Annotated in this window: 16 protein-coding genes; 10 read left to right on the top strand and 6 right to left on the bottom strand. The window is 69.3% G+C overall.

What is annotated here, in order from left to right; translation table 11 throughout:
• Positions 1–44 precede the first annotated feature (44 nt).
• On the top strand, positions 45–1,469 hold the full coding sequence (locus ACWEFB_RS31705; protein WP_452291320.1) for a WGR domain-containing protein: 1,425 nt from the start codon (positions 45–47) through the stop codon (positions 1,467–1,469).
• Between the two features lie 101 nt (positions 1,470–1,570).
• Positions 1,571–2,761, top strand: coding sequence for a low temperature requirement protein A (locus tag ACWEFB_RS31700; RefSeq protein WP_452291318.1), 1,191 nt, complete (start codon positions 1,571–1,573; stop codon positions 2,759–2,761).
• Here ACWEFB_RS31700 and ACWEFB_RS31695 read toward each other — a convergent pair.
• The 3 genes from ACWEFB_RS31695 to ACWEFB_RS31685 all read right to left on the bottom strand — a co-directional run bounded on the left by ACWEFB_RS31695 (position 2,712) and on the right by ACWEFB_RS31685 (position 5,656).
• The gene (locus ACWEFB_RS31695) at positions 2,712–3,911 is read right to left on the bottom strand and encodes a low temperature requirement protein A (protein ID WP_452291316.1); all 1,200 of its coding nucleotides are present in this window, start codon (positions 3,909–3,911) and stop codon (positions 2,712–2,714) included. The genes ACWEFB_RS31700 and ACWEFB_RS31695 overlap by 50 nt on opposite strands.
• A gap of 110 nt (positions 3,912–4,021) precedes the next feature.
• Complete coding sequence (locus ACWEFB_RS31690; RefSeq protein ID WP_452291314.1) at positions 4,022–4,831, bottom strand: Fpg/Nei family DNA glycosylase; 810 nt, start codon at positions 4,829–4,831, stop codon at positions 4,022–4,024.
• A 201-nt stretch (positions 4,832–5,032) separates the two neighbouring features.
• Positions 5,033–5,656 (bottom strand): TetR/AcrR family transcriptional regulator, encoded by a 624-nt coding sequence (locus tag ACWEFB_RS31685; protein WP_452291312.1) that lies wholly within the window; start codon positions 5,654–5,656, stop codon positions 5,033–5,035.
• Positions 5,657–5,927: 271 nt separating this feature from the next.
• Here ACWEFB_RS31685 and ACWEFB_RS31680 point away from each other — a divergent pair, with 271 nt between their 5' ends.
• Together ACWEFB_RS31680 and ACWEFB_RS31675 are read left to right on the top strand one after the other, a co-directional pair.
• Positions 5,928–6,317: a hypothetical protein gene (locus ACWEFB_RS31680; RefSeq protein ID WP_452291310.1), complete on the top strand. Its 390-nt coding sequence runs from the start codon at positions 5,928–5,930 to the stop codon at positions 6,315–6,317.
• A 48-nt stretch (positions 6,318–6,365) separates the two neighbouring features.
• Entirely contained in the window at positions 6,366–7,217 is an 852-nt protein-coding gene (locus tag ACWEFB_RS31675; protein WP_452291308.1) for a DUF4262 domain-containing protein, read from the top strand.
• A 39-nt stretch (positions 7,218–7,256) separates the two neighbouring features.
• Here the strand turns inward: ACWEFB_RS31675 and ACWEFB_RS31670 are convergent, their stop codons facing one another.
• Positions 7,257–7,628 (bottom strand): MmcQ/YjbR family DNA-binding protein, encoded by a 372-nt coding sequence (locus ACWEFB_RS31670; protein ID WP_452291306.1) that lies wholly within the window; start codon positions 7,626–7,628, stop codon positions 7,257–7,259.
• 100 nt (positions 7,629–7,728) lie between these two features.
• Here ACWEFB_RS31670 and ACWEFB_RS31665 point away from each other — a divergent pair, with 100 nt between their 5' ends.
• From ACWEFB_RS31665 to ACWEFB_RS31655, 3 genes are all read left to right on the top strand, one after another.
• Positions 7,729–8,256, top strand: coding sequence for a DinB family protein (locus ACWEFB_RS31665; protein ID WP_452291305.1), 528 nt, complete (start codon positions 7,729–7,731; stop codon positions 8,254–8,256).
• Between the two features lie 37 nt (positions 8,257–8,293).
• Positions 8,294–8,782 (top strand): isochorismatase family protein, encoded by a 489-nt coding sequence (locus ACWEFB_RS31660; RefSeq protein ID WP_326562775.1) that lies wholly within the window; start codon positions 8,294–8,296, stop codon positions 8,780–8,782.
• A 320-nt stretch (positions 8,783–9,102) separates the two neighbouring features.
• Complete coding sequence (locus tag ACWEFB_RS31655; protein ID WP_452291303.1) at positions 9,103–9,858, top strand: hypothetical protein; 756 nt, start codon at positions 9,103–9,105, stop codon at positions 9,856–9,858.
• 32 nt (positions 9,859–9,890) lie between these two features.
• Here ACWEFB_RS31655 and ACWEFB_RS31650 read toward each other — a convergent pair whose 3' ends face one another.
• On the bottom strand, positions 9,891–10,559 hold the full coding sequence (locus ACWEFB_RS31650) for a YceI family protein (RefSeq protein ID WP_326562773.1): 669 nt from the start codon (positions 10,557–10,559) through the stop codon (positions 9,891–9,893).
• A gap of 441 nt (positions 10,560–11,000) precedes the next feature.
• Here ACWEFB_RS31650 and ACWEFB_RS31645 point away from each other — a divergent pair, with 441 nt between their 5' ends.
• Positions 11,001–11,975 carry a sigma-70 family RNA polymerase sigma factor gene (locus ACWEFB_RS31645; protein WP_452291300.1) on the top strand — a complete coding sequence of 325 codons (975 nt, stop codon included), beginning with the start codon at positions 11,001–11,003 and terminating at the stop codon, positions 11,973–11,975.
• Positions 11,976–12,040: 65 nt separating this feature from the next.
• Positions 12,041–12,808, top strand: a complete 768-nt coding sequence (locus ACWEFB_RS31640; RefSeq protein WP_452291298.1) for an alpha/beta fold hydrolase — start codon at positions 12,041–12,043, stop codon at positions 12,806–12,808.
• Between the two features lie 74 nt (positions 12,809–12,882).
• On the opposite strand, the gene ACWEFB_RS31635 is transcribed toward ACWEFB_RS31640, so the two are convergent.
• Positions 12,883–14,076 carry a low temperature requirement protein A gene (locus ACWEFB_RS31635; protein WP_452291296.1) on the bottom strand — a complete coding sequence of 398 codons (1,194 nt, stop codon included), beginning with the start codon at positions 14,074–14,076 and terminating at the stop codon, positions 12,883–12,885.
• 256 nt (positions 14,077–14,332) lie between these two features.
• Between ACWEFB_RS31635 and ACWEFB_RS31630 the strand changes: the two genes are divergently transcribed.
• On the top strand, positions 14,333–15,103 hold the full coding sequence (locus ACWEFB_RS31630) for a thrombospondin (RefSeq protein ID WP_452291294.1): 771 nt from the start codon (positions 14,333–14,335) through the stop codon (positions 15,101–15,103).
• Positions 15,104–15,372 lie beyond the last annotated feature (269 nt).

Here is a 15,372-nt window from a genome sequence, read left to right as displayed (position 1 = left end):
GCCCCCGCCGGCGCCAGTCACGCCACCCCCGGAGGTAACGGCCGATGCCGCAGGAGACGACGTATCTCGAGCTGTCCGAGACCGACGGCGCCTCGCACAAGTTCTACGAGGTGACCGTCGACGGACCGGACCTGACGATCCGGTACGGCCGGATCGGCGACACCGGGCAGGTCAAGCGGAGCAGTTTCGCCAGTGCCGAGCGGGCCCGCCTGGAGGCGTCCCGCAAGGTCGGCGAGAAGGTACGCAAGGGTTACGCCCCGGCCGTCCCGGGGCAGCGGCAGAAGCGCAGCGTCTCGCGCCGCCAGATCGCCAGTGTCCGGTCCACCGCCCGGCGGGCCCCGGTGCTGTGGCGTTACGACTCCGGCGCACCGGCGTTCGGCATCTTCGTCGACCGGTACGGCTGCCTGGTCGGCAACGAGCACGGGGTGATCACCGCGTTGAACCACGACGCCGAGGTGATGCAGCAGTACCGGCTGCCGGACGGGGTGAAGTGCATCGTCGCCGACGACGACTGGCGGTACGCCGGCTGCGACGACGGCAACGTGTACGACATCTCCGGCAAGGTGCCCCGGTTGGCGTACCGGATCGCCGACGACATCGACATCTACTGGCTGGACATCCACGACGGGGTGCTCGGTGTCTCCGATTCCGGCGGCGGGATCGCCAGCATCGACCACGAGGACGAGTTCCTCTGGCGGCGGCAGGGCAACGGGTCGTCCGGTTGGATGGTCCGCTGCGACGCGGACGCCGTACATCACGGGCACTCCCGCGGGGTGACCAGCTACGACTGGCGTACCGGGCGCGAGGTGTGGCACCAGTCCACCGGGGCGGTGCTGTTCGGCTGGCAGGAGCCGGACAGCCTCTACGCGGGCACCGCCACCAACCAGGTGGCCCGGTTGAGCAAGACCGGCCGGTTCGAGCGGACCTACCGCTGCGACGCCCCGGTCTACTCCTGCGCCACCTCGGCCGACGGCGAGTTCGTCTTCGCCGGGGACAGCCACTCGTCGATCTACTGCTTCGACGCCGCCGGCAACCGGCTGTGGAAGCTCGGCACCGGGTGCGGGTCGGCCTACTCGATGCAGTACCACGAGCAGCGGCTCTACCTGGTCACCACCAGCGGGACGCTGGCCTGCGTCGACGCGAGCGAGGCGGCGATCCGGGCGGCCGAGCAGGGCACCGTGCCGACCGTGGTGGACGTGAAGGCGCCGCCCCGGATGCCCGCCGTGGCGGTGTCGACCACGGTCGAGGTGACCCACGACGCGGGCGACGGGGTCCTGGTGGAGTGCGTCGAGGAGGGCGGGCGGCTGCGTATCCACGTACTCTCGCCGGGTTTCCGGCGGGACTGGCTGGTGCAGTTCCCGAAGGGCATCCGGGAGCCGCGGGCCCGCTATCTGGTCCCGGAGGTCCGGGAGTCCGGCCGGGGCGGCTTCTACCGGGCGTACGGAGACATCCGCCGCCTGGGCGACTAGCCGATCCCCCAGCCCGGACCGGTTCGCCCCACACCGACACTCTTCTCCCCTTATCGTCGGGTTGCTGGGACGGCGGCGGACCGGACGGGCGGGGGTGGTCGATGGCGACGGATGGCAGCACCGAGGCGGAGACGTCCGCGCAGGAAGCGGAACGGCCGGCGTTCCTGGAACTCTTCTTCGACCTGGTCTACGTCTTCGCGCTGCTCTCGCTCGCCGACAAGCTGGTGCACCGGATGACCTGGGCGGTGGCCGGTCAGGTCCTGGTGCTGCTGCTGGCGTTCGCGCTGATCTGGGTGCTGACCGCGTGGACGGGCAGCACGGCCGATTTGAGCCGGCCGATGGCACAGCCGCAGGTGATCTGGGCGATGGCCGGCAGCCTGCTGCTGGCGGCCACGGTGCCCGACGCGTACGGCAGCCGTGGTCTGTTGTTCGCGATCACCTACGTGCTTATCCACCTCGGGTCGATCCTCTACAACCTGAGCACGGGCGCGCCCGGCCCGGAGCTGAGGGATTCCCGTCGCTGGATCCTTCTCTGGGAGGGCGTCGCCGGGATCGGCTGGATCATCGGCGGTCTGCTCACCGGTACGGCCCGAGCGGTGCTCTGGGCGGTCGCGGTCGGAATCGAGTACACCGGTGTCGTGCTCGGCTGGCCCGGCCTCACGTCGCGCACCCGTCGCCACCGGAGACGGCGGCTGGCCGGGGAGCGGCTGGCCGAGCGCTACCGGAGGTTCGTCATCATCGCCCTCGGAACATCGATCTTCGTGGCCGGAGCCTCCTTCAGCGAGCCGAGGACGCAAAGCATCGACCAGGCATGGTCGCTCGTGGTCGTCTTCGTGATCACGGTGCTCCTGTGGCGGATCTACATCTACCGCGCCGGTGAGATGATGACCGTCGCCATCGCCCGGTCGGACGACCCCTCACGGCTGAGCCAGTTCACCGCGGTCGCGCACCTGATCATGGTGGCCGGCATCGTCGGTACGGCCGCCGCCGGGCAGTTCGTCATCGAGCACCCCTTCGAGGAGACCCCGGCGCCCTGGGCGGCGTCCATCCTCGGCGGTTCGGCCCTGTTCCTGATCGGCCGCGGGATGCTCGACTACATCGTGTTCCGGCGGGTGTCCCGGTCCCGGCCGGTCGGCCTGGTCCTGCTCGTCGCGGCGGCCCCCGTGGTCCAGTTGCTGTCGATGATCGAGACGGCCCTCCTCGTCATGGTCATCCTGTCCCTGATCGCGGTGGCGAACCTCGTCATGAACCGGGCCCACCCCCGCTCCCCGACGCCGCCGGTACTGGGCTGACCCGCCGGGCCACCGTCTCGACGAGCAGCGTCAGCAGCAGGACCAGGTTGGCCACGATGGTGATGGCGAGCGGCGGCAGGAGCGGCATCGCCGGCCCGACGGCGCCGAGTACGACTATCGCGATCGCACGGGACCAGAGGATCGCGCCGGTCACCACGAAATCGAACAGACAGCCGCCGAGCAGGAACAACGCGGGTCCGCTGAGGATCATGACGATCCAGCTCGTGGGGGCTTCGCCGAACGGGCGTCCGATGACGAGGATGTTGCCGGCCGAGATGACCACGACCCCCGCCACCATGACCAGGTGGGTGTACGAGGTGGAGGTGCCGGACCGGACCCGCTCCACCAGGCCGACGTTGCGCGGCGCCAGGAGCTGCCGGACGCGGTGGAAGTACATCTGGAACAGCAGCACCGCGGTGGCGAACGCCACCGCGCAGGCCACCACACGGCCGACCTCGTAGTCGCTGGCCGAGAGCTCTATCCCGATGCTCAGGATCAGCTCACCGAGCGCGATGATGCAGATCTCCCGGTGCCGCTCGGCGAGGTGGGTGCCGGTGAAGATCTGGCTGGCCAGTTCCGTCCGCCCGAGTCTCGGCGTCGGCCAGCCGATCCGGGCCGAGCCGAGATCCAGCGCCACCGCGACGGCCCAGAGCACCAGTCGGGCCGTACCGTCGACCAGCACCCCTGCCACCCAGAGCGGGCCGGTGACGCCGAACCAGAAGAACACCCGGATGCTCCGGGCCTGGATCGCCCGGTTCACCCGGGTGCCGGGGATCAGCACCGCGTCCCGCACGATGTGGATGCCGAAGTAGCCGATAACGAAGATCCATCCCTGCTCGCCGAACGCGCGCGGTGTGGTGACCGCCATGACCAGGGTGCCGAACATGACCAGCAGGACGGTGGCCTGGATGATCGGCAACTGCGGGTTGAACAGGTCGGTCAGCCACGCGGTCAGCACCCAGACCCACCACACGGCGAGCAGCACCACCGCCATCTGCGCCCCGGTGGTCGGGGTGGGATCGGCGGCCAGGGCTCCCGCGATCCGGGAAAAGATGAAGATGTAGACCAGGTCGAAGAAGAGTTCCAGGAACGTCGGGTACTTGGGCTCGTCACCCTTGCGGAGGATCCGGGGTAGCGGGCTCGACGTCACGGCGTACGCCTCCTAGGCACGCCGGACCGGAAGAGGAGGCGCTGGCACCCTGGCTGTCTTGGTATCACCTCATAACATACAAAATCCGGCGTGATCAGACAGCCGAACGGCTAGCCGGGCTGGCAGGTCGGGCACCAGTACAGGTTGCGACCGACCAGTTCGGCCTGGTGGACGGGCGTACCGCAGACGTGGCAGGGCTGGCCGGCGCGGCGGTAGACGTACACCTCGCCACCGTGCCGGTCGACCCGGGGCGGGCGGCCCATCGCCTCCGGCAGGTGCCGGTCGTGCACGGTGTCGATCCGGCCGGTGCCCACCGCCGTACGCATCAGCCGGCCGAGGTCGGTCCAGAGCGCCGCCCAGCCGGTAGGGGTCAACTGCCGGCCCGGCGTACGCGGATGTGTCCCGGCCCGGAAGAGCGCCTCGGTCACGAAGATCAGCCCGGTGCCGGCCACGATCGTCTGGTCCAGCAGCAGCGCGGCGAGTGGCGTCGGGCTCCGAGCGATCCGCGCGTACGCCGGATCCGGGTCGGCGTCGGCCCGCAGCGGGTCGGCGCCGAGCCGGTGTCGCAGCGCGTCGACCTCGGGCGGGGTGAGCAGTTCGCAGGCGGTCGGACCACGAAGTTCCAGCCAGTGCCGGTCGGTGGTCAGCCGGAGCCGGACCTGCCCCACCGGTGCCGGCGGCTCACCGTCGCCGTCGGCGAACTTGCCGTAGAGCCCCAGGTGCACGTGCAGGCTGACGCCGCTTGCGTAGTGGTGCAGCAGGTGCTTGCCGTACGCCTCGGTCTCGTCCAGGACCGTGCCGGAGAGCAGGGCCGCGCCCTCGGCGAACCGCCCCTGAGGGCTGTCGACCAGCACCTTGTCGCCCGCGAAGAGCGTCCGGTGACGCGCCGCGAGCCGGTGGATCGTGTGTCCCTCGGGCATGACCAGCAAGCCTAGACGCCTGGTGCCGGACCCGGCCCATCCCCCGGGTCGGGACGAACCAGTGTCCCCCCGGCCATGGCGGAGGCGCGAGGGGACACTGGGGTTCATCGACTTTGACTGTACGTCCGTCCAGTCCATTGTCGACTCGACCCTACGAGCCTGATCATCAGCTAGTCAACAACCCGTTGGCAAGTCCACTGCTCAGCCGGGGGCGCGCAACCGCTCCCCGCCCCGGAAAGCGTTTGGCGGCAACGGTAGTGGACCGGGCTCCCCGAGCTGGTAGATCGCGTACAGCCGGCTCCGGACCTCGGCCAGCGGATAGGTGTCCTCGTATACGGCGAGCTTGTAGATCGCACCTTCGAGCAGGCTGCGCAACAGCACCTCCTCGACCGCCGGGTCGGCCGCCCCGCGAGCCGCGAAGATCGCCCGCAGCCGGTCCTCGAACGCCCGTACGGCGACCTCCCGCGACCGCTCCACCCGGGCGAAGACCTCTCGGGTGCCGGGCTGGAGCATCAGGCAGAGCATCAGCCGCTGGGTGTCGAGGCTGCCCCGGGCGCCGTACACCGCCCGGTCGATCACCGTGGCGAGCAGCTCGTCGGGCGACGCCTCGGGACCCTGGTCGTCCAGCATCCCGAGGGTGGCGTCCAGCCAACGGCCGAGCACCGCCTCCAGCAGGTCGCGTTTCGAGGCGAAATAGTAGGAGATCAACCCTCGGGACACCGCCGCACGCTCGGTGATCTGCGAGATGGTCGCGCCCTCGTACCCGTGCGCGGCGAAGACCTCCAACGCCGCGCCGATGATCCGCTCCTGGGACCGATGACGCATCTGTACGTTCACCCGGGGGGAACGAGGGGACACCGGTGACCTCCAGTTGGGAGCGCGCAACAACATAGGCATCATTGCGTACCCCGCGGTAACGGCTGCTCGGCGGTGCTCCGGTGCCGTATGAAACTCGTCGTAGTATCCGGCTCGCCCGCCACCCGCGACAGGTACGTACGGTCAGAGCCGGGGCACGCGAGAGCTCGGACCCGGTCGCCCCCACCCACGCCGAAACCCGACGTAGCCCTTTGCCGACCCGATCGGGCAGGATGCGTTCATGCCAGTGATCGAAGGCGCACAGAACGTACGCGAGATCGACGTGATCGCGGTCCGCCTCGACCGCGACGCGCACTGGGGCGGGTGGGACGAGGTTCCCGGCGACATCATCGGCACCTGGGACGACGAGCGGGTCAACGAGGTGCTCGGACTCGTGGCGGCCCTGCCCGAGTCGGATCAGATGCGGTGTTTCATGCCCGTGTACGGGATCCGCCTGCGCCGGGGGCGGACCGTGCTCGCCGAGGCGGCGTTCTGCTTCCAGTGCCACAACGGGCTGCTGCTCTCCCCGGCCGTGGCCGACACCGAAATGTTCACCTTCGACCCGGACAGCAAGCCCGCGCAGGAACTGCTCCGCCGGTTCCAGTCGCTCAACCCACCGGCCGGCACCTGACAAGCGGTCGCGGGGCGGCGACCTGCCGGCCATCGGTAGAGTCGGCCGGTGCTCGAATCCCCGTGCCCCTGCCTGATCTGCGCCGACGATCCCGCGGCCGGGGACGGTCGGATCCTCGACACGATCCGCAAGCACGGCTGGTCGGCGCTGCGGATCGGCGGTGGCGCGGTCGAGTTCGCGTACACGGTCGGGCTGTGGCACACGTTCCGGCGGCCCGAGATCGTGATGTTCGGCCTCGACGGCGAGGGCATGCAGCACTGGCTCAACGCCTGCGTGGCGCTGGGGCGGGACCGGGGCTGGCCGGAGCCGGGAGAACCCTTCGAAGGTGTGCTGGAGGGCTTCGCCACCCAGTTGCGGCCGGTCGACGACTCGTGGCGGGATTCGCTGTTCGGCACCGCACACCGCTTCTACGGCGGCGTCGCCGTGCCCGTACAGCAGTTGGTCTGGCCGGACCGGGAGGGACGGTGGCCGTGGGACGACCGGGCGACCCCGAGCAGCCGCAACCGGCAGGCGTTCGCGTGGCTGCCCGTCTCCGAACACCCGGCCGGGGCGTGGCGGCTGGTCGGCGAGTTGGAACCGGGATTCCCCTTCCCCGTCGGCCCGGACTCGTGGGCGTTGACCACCAGGGCGGTCCTGGACGGGGTACGGCCGGTGGCCCGGGTCAGCCTGGACGAGGGCGCCTACGACGTGCTGGACGGGCGCGGCTACGACGCCGACGATCTCTGCCTGGCCTTCCTCGGTGACCTGGTGATCGCGTATCCGGATCTGGCCATGTGCGCCGATCTCGGCGAGGGGCAGGTGGCGATCACCGGCGACGACCGGGTCTGGCTCCGGGCGCAGCTCGCCGAGCACGAACGCCGGGAGAGCAGCCGGGTCTGGGAGTCCGCCAAGCCCCGGTAGTCGCAGCCCAGATGGGTTGCGTCTGCCGTGTGGAGGAGGTCAGACGGTGGTCGGACGTTCGATGCGAGGGAGCTTCGCGACCACCACGTCGTAGGAGGCGTCGATCGCCTCGAACAGCTCGTCGCAGGGGATCACACCGCCGATCCGCAGGCTGTTCCAGCCGTACCGCCCGATGTACGGCATGACGGTCGCGTCGTGCGGGTAGCGCAGCAGCCACTCGTCGGCCACCTCCCGGTTGGGGCCGCACTTCACCCCGACGGTCGATCCCGACTCCCCGCCGAGAAACGCGAAGATCTTGGAGCCGACCTTCGCCACCACGTCGGTCTCCCACGGCTCGTCCCGCCACGCGCCCGGCTTGGCCAGGCAGTAGTCGAGCACGTCATCCCACTTCACCCGGAACCCCACTGTCATCCGAACCCCACTTCCGGCGACCAGGCTCTCCCCCTGGTACGACATTACGTGCGAACGGAACCCGTTCGACCGGCGCTCACGTTGGTGCAACGATCGCCGGGTGCCGGTAACCCGTGTTGGTCTTCTACGTTGGCAGTTCGACCTGACCTGGTCGCTGTTCGAATACCACCTGGAACGGCTGGAGCCGGCGGACTTCCTCTGGGAGCCCGCCGCACACTGCTGGACGGTTCGGCCGACCGTCGACGGCCGCTGGGTGCCGGACTGGGCGGACGCCGAGCCGGATCCGATCCCGGTCCCGACGATCGGCTGGCTCACCTGGCACATCGGCTGGTGGTGGACCACGGCCATCGGACACGCCCGAGGCGACACCCCACCCGACCGCACCGAGATCCACTGGCCCGGCGCGGGCGAGCCGACGGTGACGTGGTTGCGCGATCTGCGTACGGAGTGGCTGTCCGTACTCGACGGGCTCACCGAGGCCGACCTCGACCACACCGCACCGTTTCCCTGGCAGCACGACCCCGAGCACACCCTCGCCCACATGCTCGCCTGGCTCAACGCCGAACTCATGAAAAACGCCGCCGAGATCGGTCAACTCCGACTCCTCCGCGCCGCCGTCCCACGGTGACGCCGGACGAACGGCGGCAGGTGGAAAGATCTACTCCATGACGTCCGCGTTGGTGCTGATCGACCTGATGCCACGAATCGTCGCGCTGCCCGTGGCGCCGCACACGGGTGAGGAGGTGCTGGCCCGCTGCCGTCGGCTGGCCGACGTTTTCCGGGCCAACGGACTTCCGGTGGCGCTGGTACGGGTTGAACGGCCGAACGTGGCCGAGCAGCCGCCGGGCAGCGACCTGGTGGACGGGCTGGTACAGGACGGCGACATCGTGGTGGTCAAGCGCACCGTCGGCGCGTTCCACAACACCGACCTGGACGCGCAGTTGCGGGGCCGTGGCGTCGACACGTTGGTGTTCGCCGGACTGGTCACGACGATGGGGGTGGAGTCCACCGCGCGGGCGGCCAGCGATCACGGATACGAGGTGGAATTCGTCGCCGACGCGATGTCCGCCCTCGACGCCGACGAGCACAACTTCACCGTCGAGAGGATCTTCCCTCGGTTCGGCAAGGTACAGAACACCGACGCCTACAACTGATCACCGGTCGGGTCGCTCGTCGGGTCGCGGGTTGTGTCCACTGTCTGACTACAAGCGGTGACCGTAAGGGCCATTGACCGATGTGGCATGCCCCTGACCTGGACAAACGTCCGGCGGGAGGTACCGTCTAGTTAAGGCACGGCTCCTGGTCCCATACGACCGACCCACGGAACAGCCCCGGCTCGCCGGGCGCGCTTCGCGATGGCGGTCTCCACGGTCGATCGCCAGCAGCCGAGGTACCTCGATCAGCACGACGGTGCCATCGGCCGGCACGTAACGACGTGCCGGCCCATGCGTTCATCGGCCTCTTAGGAGAAGTCATGTCCGTACTACCGAACTCGTTGACCTACTGGCCGGGCCCCGCCACCACCGGCGTCCCCGCCGGCACCGCACTCATGCCCTCGGGCCCGCTGGATCTGACCGTGGACGGTCAGATCCTGTCGAACCTCGATATCACCGGGCCGGTGAACGTCCACGCGAACGATGTCGTGATCCGGCGATCGAGGATCACCTGCACGGGACGTCCGGCGATTCGAACCTTCGGCGGGGCCACGAACCTCCTGGTCGAGGACGTCGAGATCGACGGCCAGGGACAGGGTGGGGGCAGCACCTACGGCGACAACTACACCCTCCATCGGGTCGACGTCCACGACGTGGTCGACGGGCCCAAGCTCGGATCCCAGACCACCGTGGTCGACTCCTGGATCCATGACCTGGCGAAACTACCGGGCTCCCACAACGACACCCTGGCGACCACCGGAGGGTCAGGGATCCTCGTACGACACAACCGCTTGGACGCCTATCGGGAAAGCAGGGACGACGCGATGAACGCCTGCCTGTCCCTCAGTTCCACGAGTGGGCCGGTGAGCGACCTGCTCTTCGAGGACAACTACTGCAACGGCGGAAACTACGCCATCGACGTGCCCCCCGACCTGGACGCGGAGAACATCGTGTTCCGTCGGAACAGCTTCGGCCGCGACAGCGTCTTTGGCGTCATCGCACGACTCGACCACCGAGGGCTGACCTGGGAGCGGAGCAACGTGTGGATCGACACCGGCCAGGCGGTGTTCGAGTAGCACGGGTCGGTGCGGCGACCGAGTCGGGCGGTTCAGGACTGGCGGATGGCCTCGCCGGCGATTTCGATCCGTACGGTCTTGCCGACCAGAACTCCACCACTTTCGAGTGCCACATTCCACAGCAGGCCGTAGTCTTCGCGGTTGATTTCCGCGGTCGCGCTGAATCCGAAGATGTCCTGCCCGTACGGATCACGACGGGCACCGCCGAACTCCACCTGGAGATCGACCGCACGAGTGATTCCCTTGACCGTCAACTCGCCGGTGAGCCCGAACCGTCCGGGTGTGTTCGCGGACTGCTGCGGTACGTTCTGGGTTCTGCCCCGCTGGCCCAGCCGGTGGTTTCTCAATCGGGCCCATTGGAAGATCGGATCCTCGTTGCCCTGCCACCTGATGCCCGTACTCCGGTATTCGAGCGTCGGGTAGCGCTCCACGTCGAGAAAATCGGCACTACTCAGGTGCGTGTCCCGGTCGACGCTCCCGGTGGTGATGCTCGCCGCCCGGATGGTCGCCGTCACGGAGGAGGTCAACGGGTCGTCGCCCACGAAAATCTGCGCGGTCGCCTCGCTGAACTCACCGCGTACGGGGCTCACCATCATGTGTCGGGCCAGGAAACCGATCCGCTTGTGCGCCTGATCGAGTAGATAGGTGCCGGCAACCGGGATGGTCATGCCGTCCCAGGTACGTGTGGCGAAATCGGTCATCGTGTTGCCTTTCCCCCCGGATGGTGCCCGGGTGTTTACCAGTGTGCTGCTGGAGCGCGCGGAGTCTGCGCAGCAGTCGCCCGCCCGCACTCCCGCCCCAGCATAGGGACGCTGCGGGGCCGCTCCCCGACCTCCACCGTACGGTGGATCTTGACTGACCGCTCGCCGACGAGGTGGGTGCGTACGGTGATGATCTTGTGCCGCATTTCGGTCATTCCCCCACTGGAGTCGACCCTTTCGGGAAGTGACTCGGTCCCTAATTCGACAGGACTCGATCGCGAGTCGACGCGGGCACGACGGATGATCCCCGTGACAACGCTCACCATTCGGCGAATGGTTCGAAGTCCACGCCCGGACATTCCGCCCGCCGGAACCGCCTACCGGGGTGTAGGACCATCGATCGGATTTCGCAGCCGGGGGTGCTGGTCTATTGTCGCCAAGGTGCGGACCGGACCGGAACCGATGACCGTCGAGCTGCGGCTGGAGCAGTTCCGGGTGCCCCTGACCGGCTACTGCTACCGGATGCTGGGCTCGGCGTTCGAGGCCGAGGACGCCGTGCAGGAGACCCTGCTGCGGGCCTGGCAACACCGTGACCGGTACGACGAGGATCGCGCACCCCTGCGGTCGTGGCTCTACACCATCGCCACCAACGTGTGCCTGGACATGCAACGCAGCAGCCAGCGCCGGGCCCGTGCGATGGACCTCAACCCCCCGGCGTACGCGGGCGCCCCGCTCGGCGTACCGCTGCCGGAGCAGGCGTGGGTGCAGCCGGTGCCCGACCACCGGGTACTGCCGGACGGGGGCGATCCGGCCGAGGTGGCCGTCGGGCGGGAGACGATCCGGCTGGCCTTCGTCGCCGCCCTGCAACGGCTTCCGCCCCGGCAGCGGGCGGTGCTGATCCTGCGCGACGTGCTCTGCTGGAGGGCCGACGAGGTCGCCCACCTGCTCGACAGCAGTGTCGCCTCGGTCAACAGCGCCCTGCAACGGGCCCGTACGACCCTGGCCGGGCAGACGGCACCGCCACGTCCCGCCGACCCGGCGGACCGGGACCTGCTCGCCCGCTACTGCGCCGCCTTCGAACGGTATGACGTGGAAACCCTGGTCGCGCTCCTGCACGAGGACGCGACCATGTCGATGCCGCCGTTCGCCTGGTGGCTGCGTGGTCGGGACGAGATCCGTCGGGTGCTGCTCGCCGCCGGTGCGCCCTGTGCCGGCGCACGACTGGTGCCGACGGTGGCGAACGGGTCACCGGCCTTCGGCCAGTACCAGCCGACCGACCCGGATGGCGCGTACCGGCCGTTCGCCCTGCTCGTCCTCGAGGTCTCCGCCGGGCTGATCACCGAGACCACGACCTACCTCGACCCAGACCGGCTGTTCCCGCTGTTCGGCCTGCCCGGACAACCGTCCGCGCGCTGACCGATGAATCCCGCCCCGCCGCGTCGTACTACCCGGTGAATCGACAGTAGGAGAGGCGGCACCCGATGGCGAACCACGCGGACTGCAACGGCGTCAAGACCTGGTACGACGAGCGCGGCAACGGTGAACCGGTGCTGCTCCTGCACGGTGGGCTGACCGACAGCCGGAGCTTCACCGGCAACCTCGACGCCCTGGCCTCGCGGTTCCACCTCTTCCTGCCCGATCGCCGGGGGCACGGCCACACGGCGGACGTGCTCGGCCCGATCACCGCCGAGCTGATGGCGCAGGACATGATCGCCTTCCTCGACCGGGTGGTGGGTGGCCCGGCCCGGCTGGTCGGGTACAGCGCCGGGGCGAGCGTCGCGCTGCTGGTCGCGCTGAGGCGCCCGGATCTGGTCGAGCGGCTGGTGCTGGTCAGCGCCGCCTTCCACGCCGACGGGCTGATCTTCCGGCCGACCGCCGGTGGCGAACCGCCGGCGCAGCTCGTCGAGGCGTACGCCGAGGTTTCCCCCGACGGCGCGGACCACTTCCCGGTGGTGATCGACAAGATCGCGCGGGCGGTGGCCGACGAACCCGGCCTGACCGTCGCCGACCTGGGTGAGGTGACGTGCCGGACCCTGGTGCTGGCCGGTGACGACGACCTGGTGACCCTGGACCACACCGTCGAGTTGTACCGGGGGCTGCGCCACGGCGAGTTGGCGATCGTCCCGGCCGCCTCGCACCTGCTCCTGTTCGAACACCCCGACCTGTGCCTGCGCCTGATCACCGGCTTCCTGACCACCGATCGGCCGCCGACCTTCATGCCGATCCGCCGCGCCGACAACCAGCCCTGAGCGGACGGTTCACGGCGCCGGTGCCTGCGCGTGGGCGCTGCGGCGCTCAGGTGGTCGCGGGGGCGCTGCGGCGCTCAGGTGGTCGCGGGGGCGTGGTGGGCCGGCAGGAGCGAGTCCCAGACCCCGACGCCCGCCACGACCAGGGTGGCGAGCAGGGACAGGACCAGGGGCGGAACCACCAGGCCCACCGGCACCAGGGCCGCCAGCACAGCGAACGCGACCACCCGGGGCTTCGACACCCCGCCGAAGACGGAGTGTTTGAACAACGCGTGACCGGCGAGGAACAGGGCCGGTCCGCCGAGCACGGTGACGATCGTGGCCCACCCGGAATGGCCGTCCGGGTGGGCGATCACCAGCTCGTCCCCGACCGCCGCGACGATGATGCCGGCGACCATCGGCAACTGGAAGTAGGTGAACGCGGATCGGCCGATCCGCCCCGGATCCTCGGATTGGTCGATCGCCGCACTGGCCGCCTCGGCGCTGCGGTCGAAATAGAGCCACCAGAGCGCCACGCTGCCGAGGAACGACACGACAAAGGCAAGCAGGTGCGGCGCCACGGCGGGCCGTTCGCCGAATACCGTACCGGTGATCAGAATGGATTCGCCGAGCGCGATCAGGATGAACAGTTGGCCGCGTTCGGCCAGGTGCCGACCGCTGATGGGCCAGTCGGCCGGGGTGGATCTGCCCAGCCGGGGAACGTAGAAACCGGCGGCGGCGCCACAGTATTCGATCACCACCGCGATCGCCCAGAACATGAGTCGCACCGAGCCGTGCGAAAGACCGCCCGCCACCCAGAGCGCGCTGGACACCGACTTCCACAACAGCAGGCGCTCGAAGTTCAGCCGTAGTCCGAGTCGCTGGCTTCTCTGCTCGGGCGACTCGTTCGCCCCCGCGCGGCCGAGCGCGAGTACGACAAAAACGTTCCGCCCCACCTGGATCGCCGCGTACGCCCCGGCGACCCAGATGCCCCGCTCTCCGTACGCCTCCGGCACCGACGCCGAGATGATCAGGCTGAGCAGCATCAGGACCACCAGCATCAGCCGTACGCCGAGCTGGTTCGGGTCGAACCAGTTGGTCACCCAGGAGGTGTCCACCCAGGCGAACCAGAGCGCGAGCAACAGCAGCAGGGTCTGCAACACCCCGAGCGGGGTCAGGTGCGTGATGAGCAGGTGGGTCAACTGCGTGACCCCGAGTACGTAGATCAGGTCGAAGAACAACTCCACGAACGTGACCTGCCCACGCCCCGCCGCCCCCCGCAAAACCCGCACACTCTCCCCAACATCCCCCACCCACCCCACCCCCCAAACAACCCCACCCTCCCCCACCCACCCCTCCCCACCCTCCAATTTGGTGCGTTGATCATGAAGTTAGCGACGAATTCACGCAAGAAAATGGTCGCTAACTTCATGATCAACGGGCTGGTGGGGTTGGGGGGTTGGGGGTTGGGGTAATTCGAGTGACGTAGACCGCGTGGGTGCCGGGCTGATGGGTTTGGGTAGCCGCGCTACGACCAGGAGGTGTGTTGTGGTCAGAATTCCTTCGCTCTCGCGGCGCGCGGAGAAGGCACCCGAACCGGTGACCGTACCGACGCGGGACGAGAACGCAGACGGCCGGATCGACGAACGCGATACCGCGCCGCTCGGCACCGATCGACCGACGGATCGGGCGGTCGCACACAGCGACGCCGTCCTGCCGGCGAGCGAGCGGGCGCGTACCGGTGAGGTGACTCCGCCGAGCGAGCGGGCGACGTACCGCAGCTCGTCCGCCGGGACGGCCACCGCGCCGGTGCTCGACCGCCCGCGCGGCGACGACACCACGGTCGACGGCCGCCCGGTCCGCGACGACCTCGACCGGACCGACATCAGGACCGACCGGACCGACGGCCGGACCGGGGACAAGATCGATGACGGTACGACAACCGACACCGAACGGACCGACCGCGAACCGCCGGTGGTGGTGCCCGCAGGGCCCCGCCCGCGCGCCAGCCTGCTCGCCACCCTCAGCCTCGTCCTCGGCGTCGCCTCCGTCCTCTTCGTGCTCACCGGCACCCTCGCCGGGTACGGCATCGCGGTCGGCGCCCTCGGCGCGCTGCTCGGTGTCGGCGGCATCTCGGCCACCAGCCGGCGGCACGTGGCCGGCAAGTCCGACGCGCTGCTCGGCCTGGGGCTCGGCCTCACCGCGGTGGTCATCGGCATCCTTGCGATGACCGGCCAGTTCACCTGGCCGACCACGGACGGCGACTGGGTCCTGCGCTTCCGGGAGTGGCTTGACGCACAGTTTGTGGACCGGTTCTAGGGGGCACATATGACGCCGGAGCGGTGGTTCACCGCTCCGGCCTGGCTCACCGGCGGTGGTTCACCGCCAGGGCTCATTCGGTGACGGGGGCGGCGATGCGCCGCCCCCGCAACGGTGCACCACCAACCCGCATCCGGGCGACCTCGGGCGGCGGCGATCACAGGACGCAACGAATCGCCGCTCGTACCCCGTCCAGACGCAACGATCGACGGTACGACGCAAGTTCCACCAGTGGTTTCCGCCGGGTCCTGCCGCATAGCGTTGGGTAT

Source organism: Micromonospora sp. NPDC004704 (assembly GCF_053601675.1).
Note: the sequence above shows the minus strand (reverse complement) of the source record. Positions and strands in the feature narration are given on the sequence as shown.

Bases quoted from the DNA above. Each gene is read 5' to 3' on its own strand.
- ACWEFB_RS31660 (WP_326562775.1), top strand. From the start codon at position 8,294: ATGACGTCCGCGTTGGTGCTGATCGACCTGATGCCACGAATCGTCGCG.
- ACWEFB_RS31650 (WP_326562773.1), bottom strand. From the start codon at position 10,559: ATGACCGATTTCGCCACACGTACCTGGGACGGCATGACCATCCCGGTT.
- ACWEFB_RS31655 (WP_452291303.1), top strand. From the start codon at position 9,103: ATGTCCGTACTACCGAACTCGTTGACCTACTGGCCGGGCCCCGCCACC.
- ACWEFB_RS31705 (WP_452291320.1), top strand. From the start codon at position 45: ATGCCGCAGGAGACGACGTATCTCGAGCTGTCCGAGACCGACGGCGCC.
- ACWEFB_RS31640 (WP_452291298.1), top strand. From the start codon at position 12,041: ATGGCGAACCACGCGGACTGCAACGGCGTCAAGACCTGGTACGACGAG.
- ACWEFB_RS31690 (WP_452291314.1), bottom strand. From the start codon at position 4,831: ATGCCCGAGGGACACACGATCCACCGGCTCGCGGCGCGTCACCGGACG.
- ACWEFB_RS31680 (WP_452291310.1), top strand. From the start codon at position 5,928: ATGCCAGTGATCGAAGGCGCACAGAACGTACGCGAGATCGACGTGATC.
- ACWEFB_RS31685 (WP_452291312.1), bottom strand. From the start codon at position 5,656: ATGCGTCATCGGTCCCAGGAGCGGATCATCGGCGCGGCGTTGGAGGTC.
- ACWEFB_RS31670 (WP_452291306.1), bottom strand. From the start codon at position 7,628: ATGACAGTGGGGTTCCGGGTGAAGTGGGATGACGTGCTCGACTACTGC.
- ACWEFB_RS31700 (WP_452291318.1), top strand. From the start codon at position 1,571: ATGGCGACGGATGGCAGCACCGAGGCGGAGACGTCCGCGCAGGAAGCG.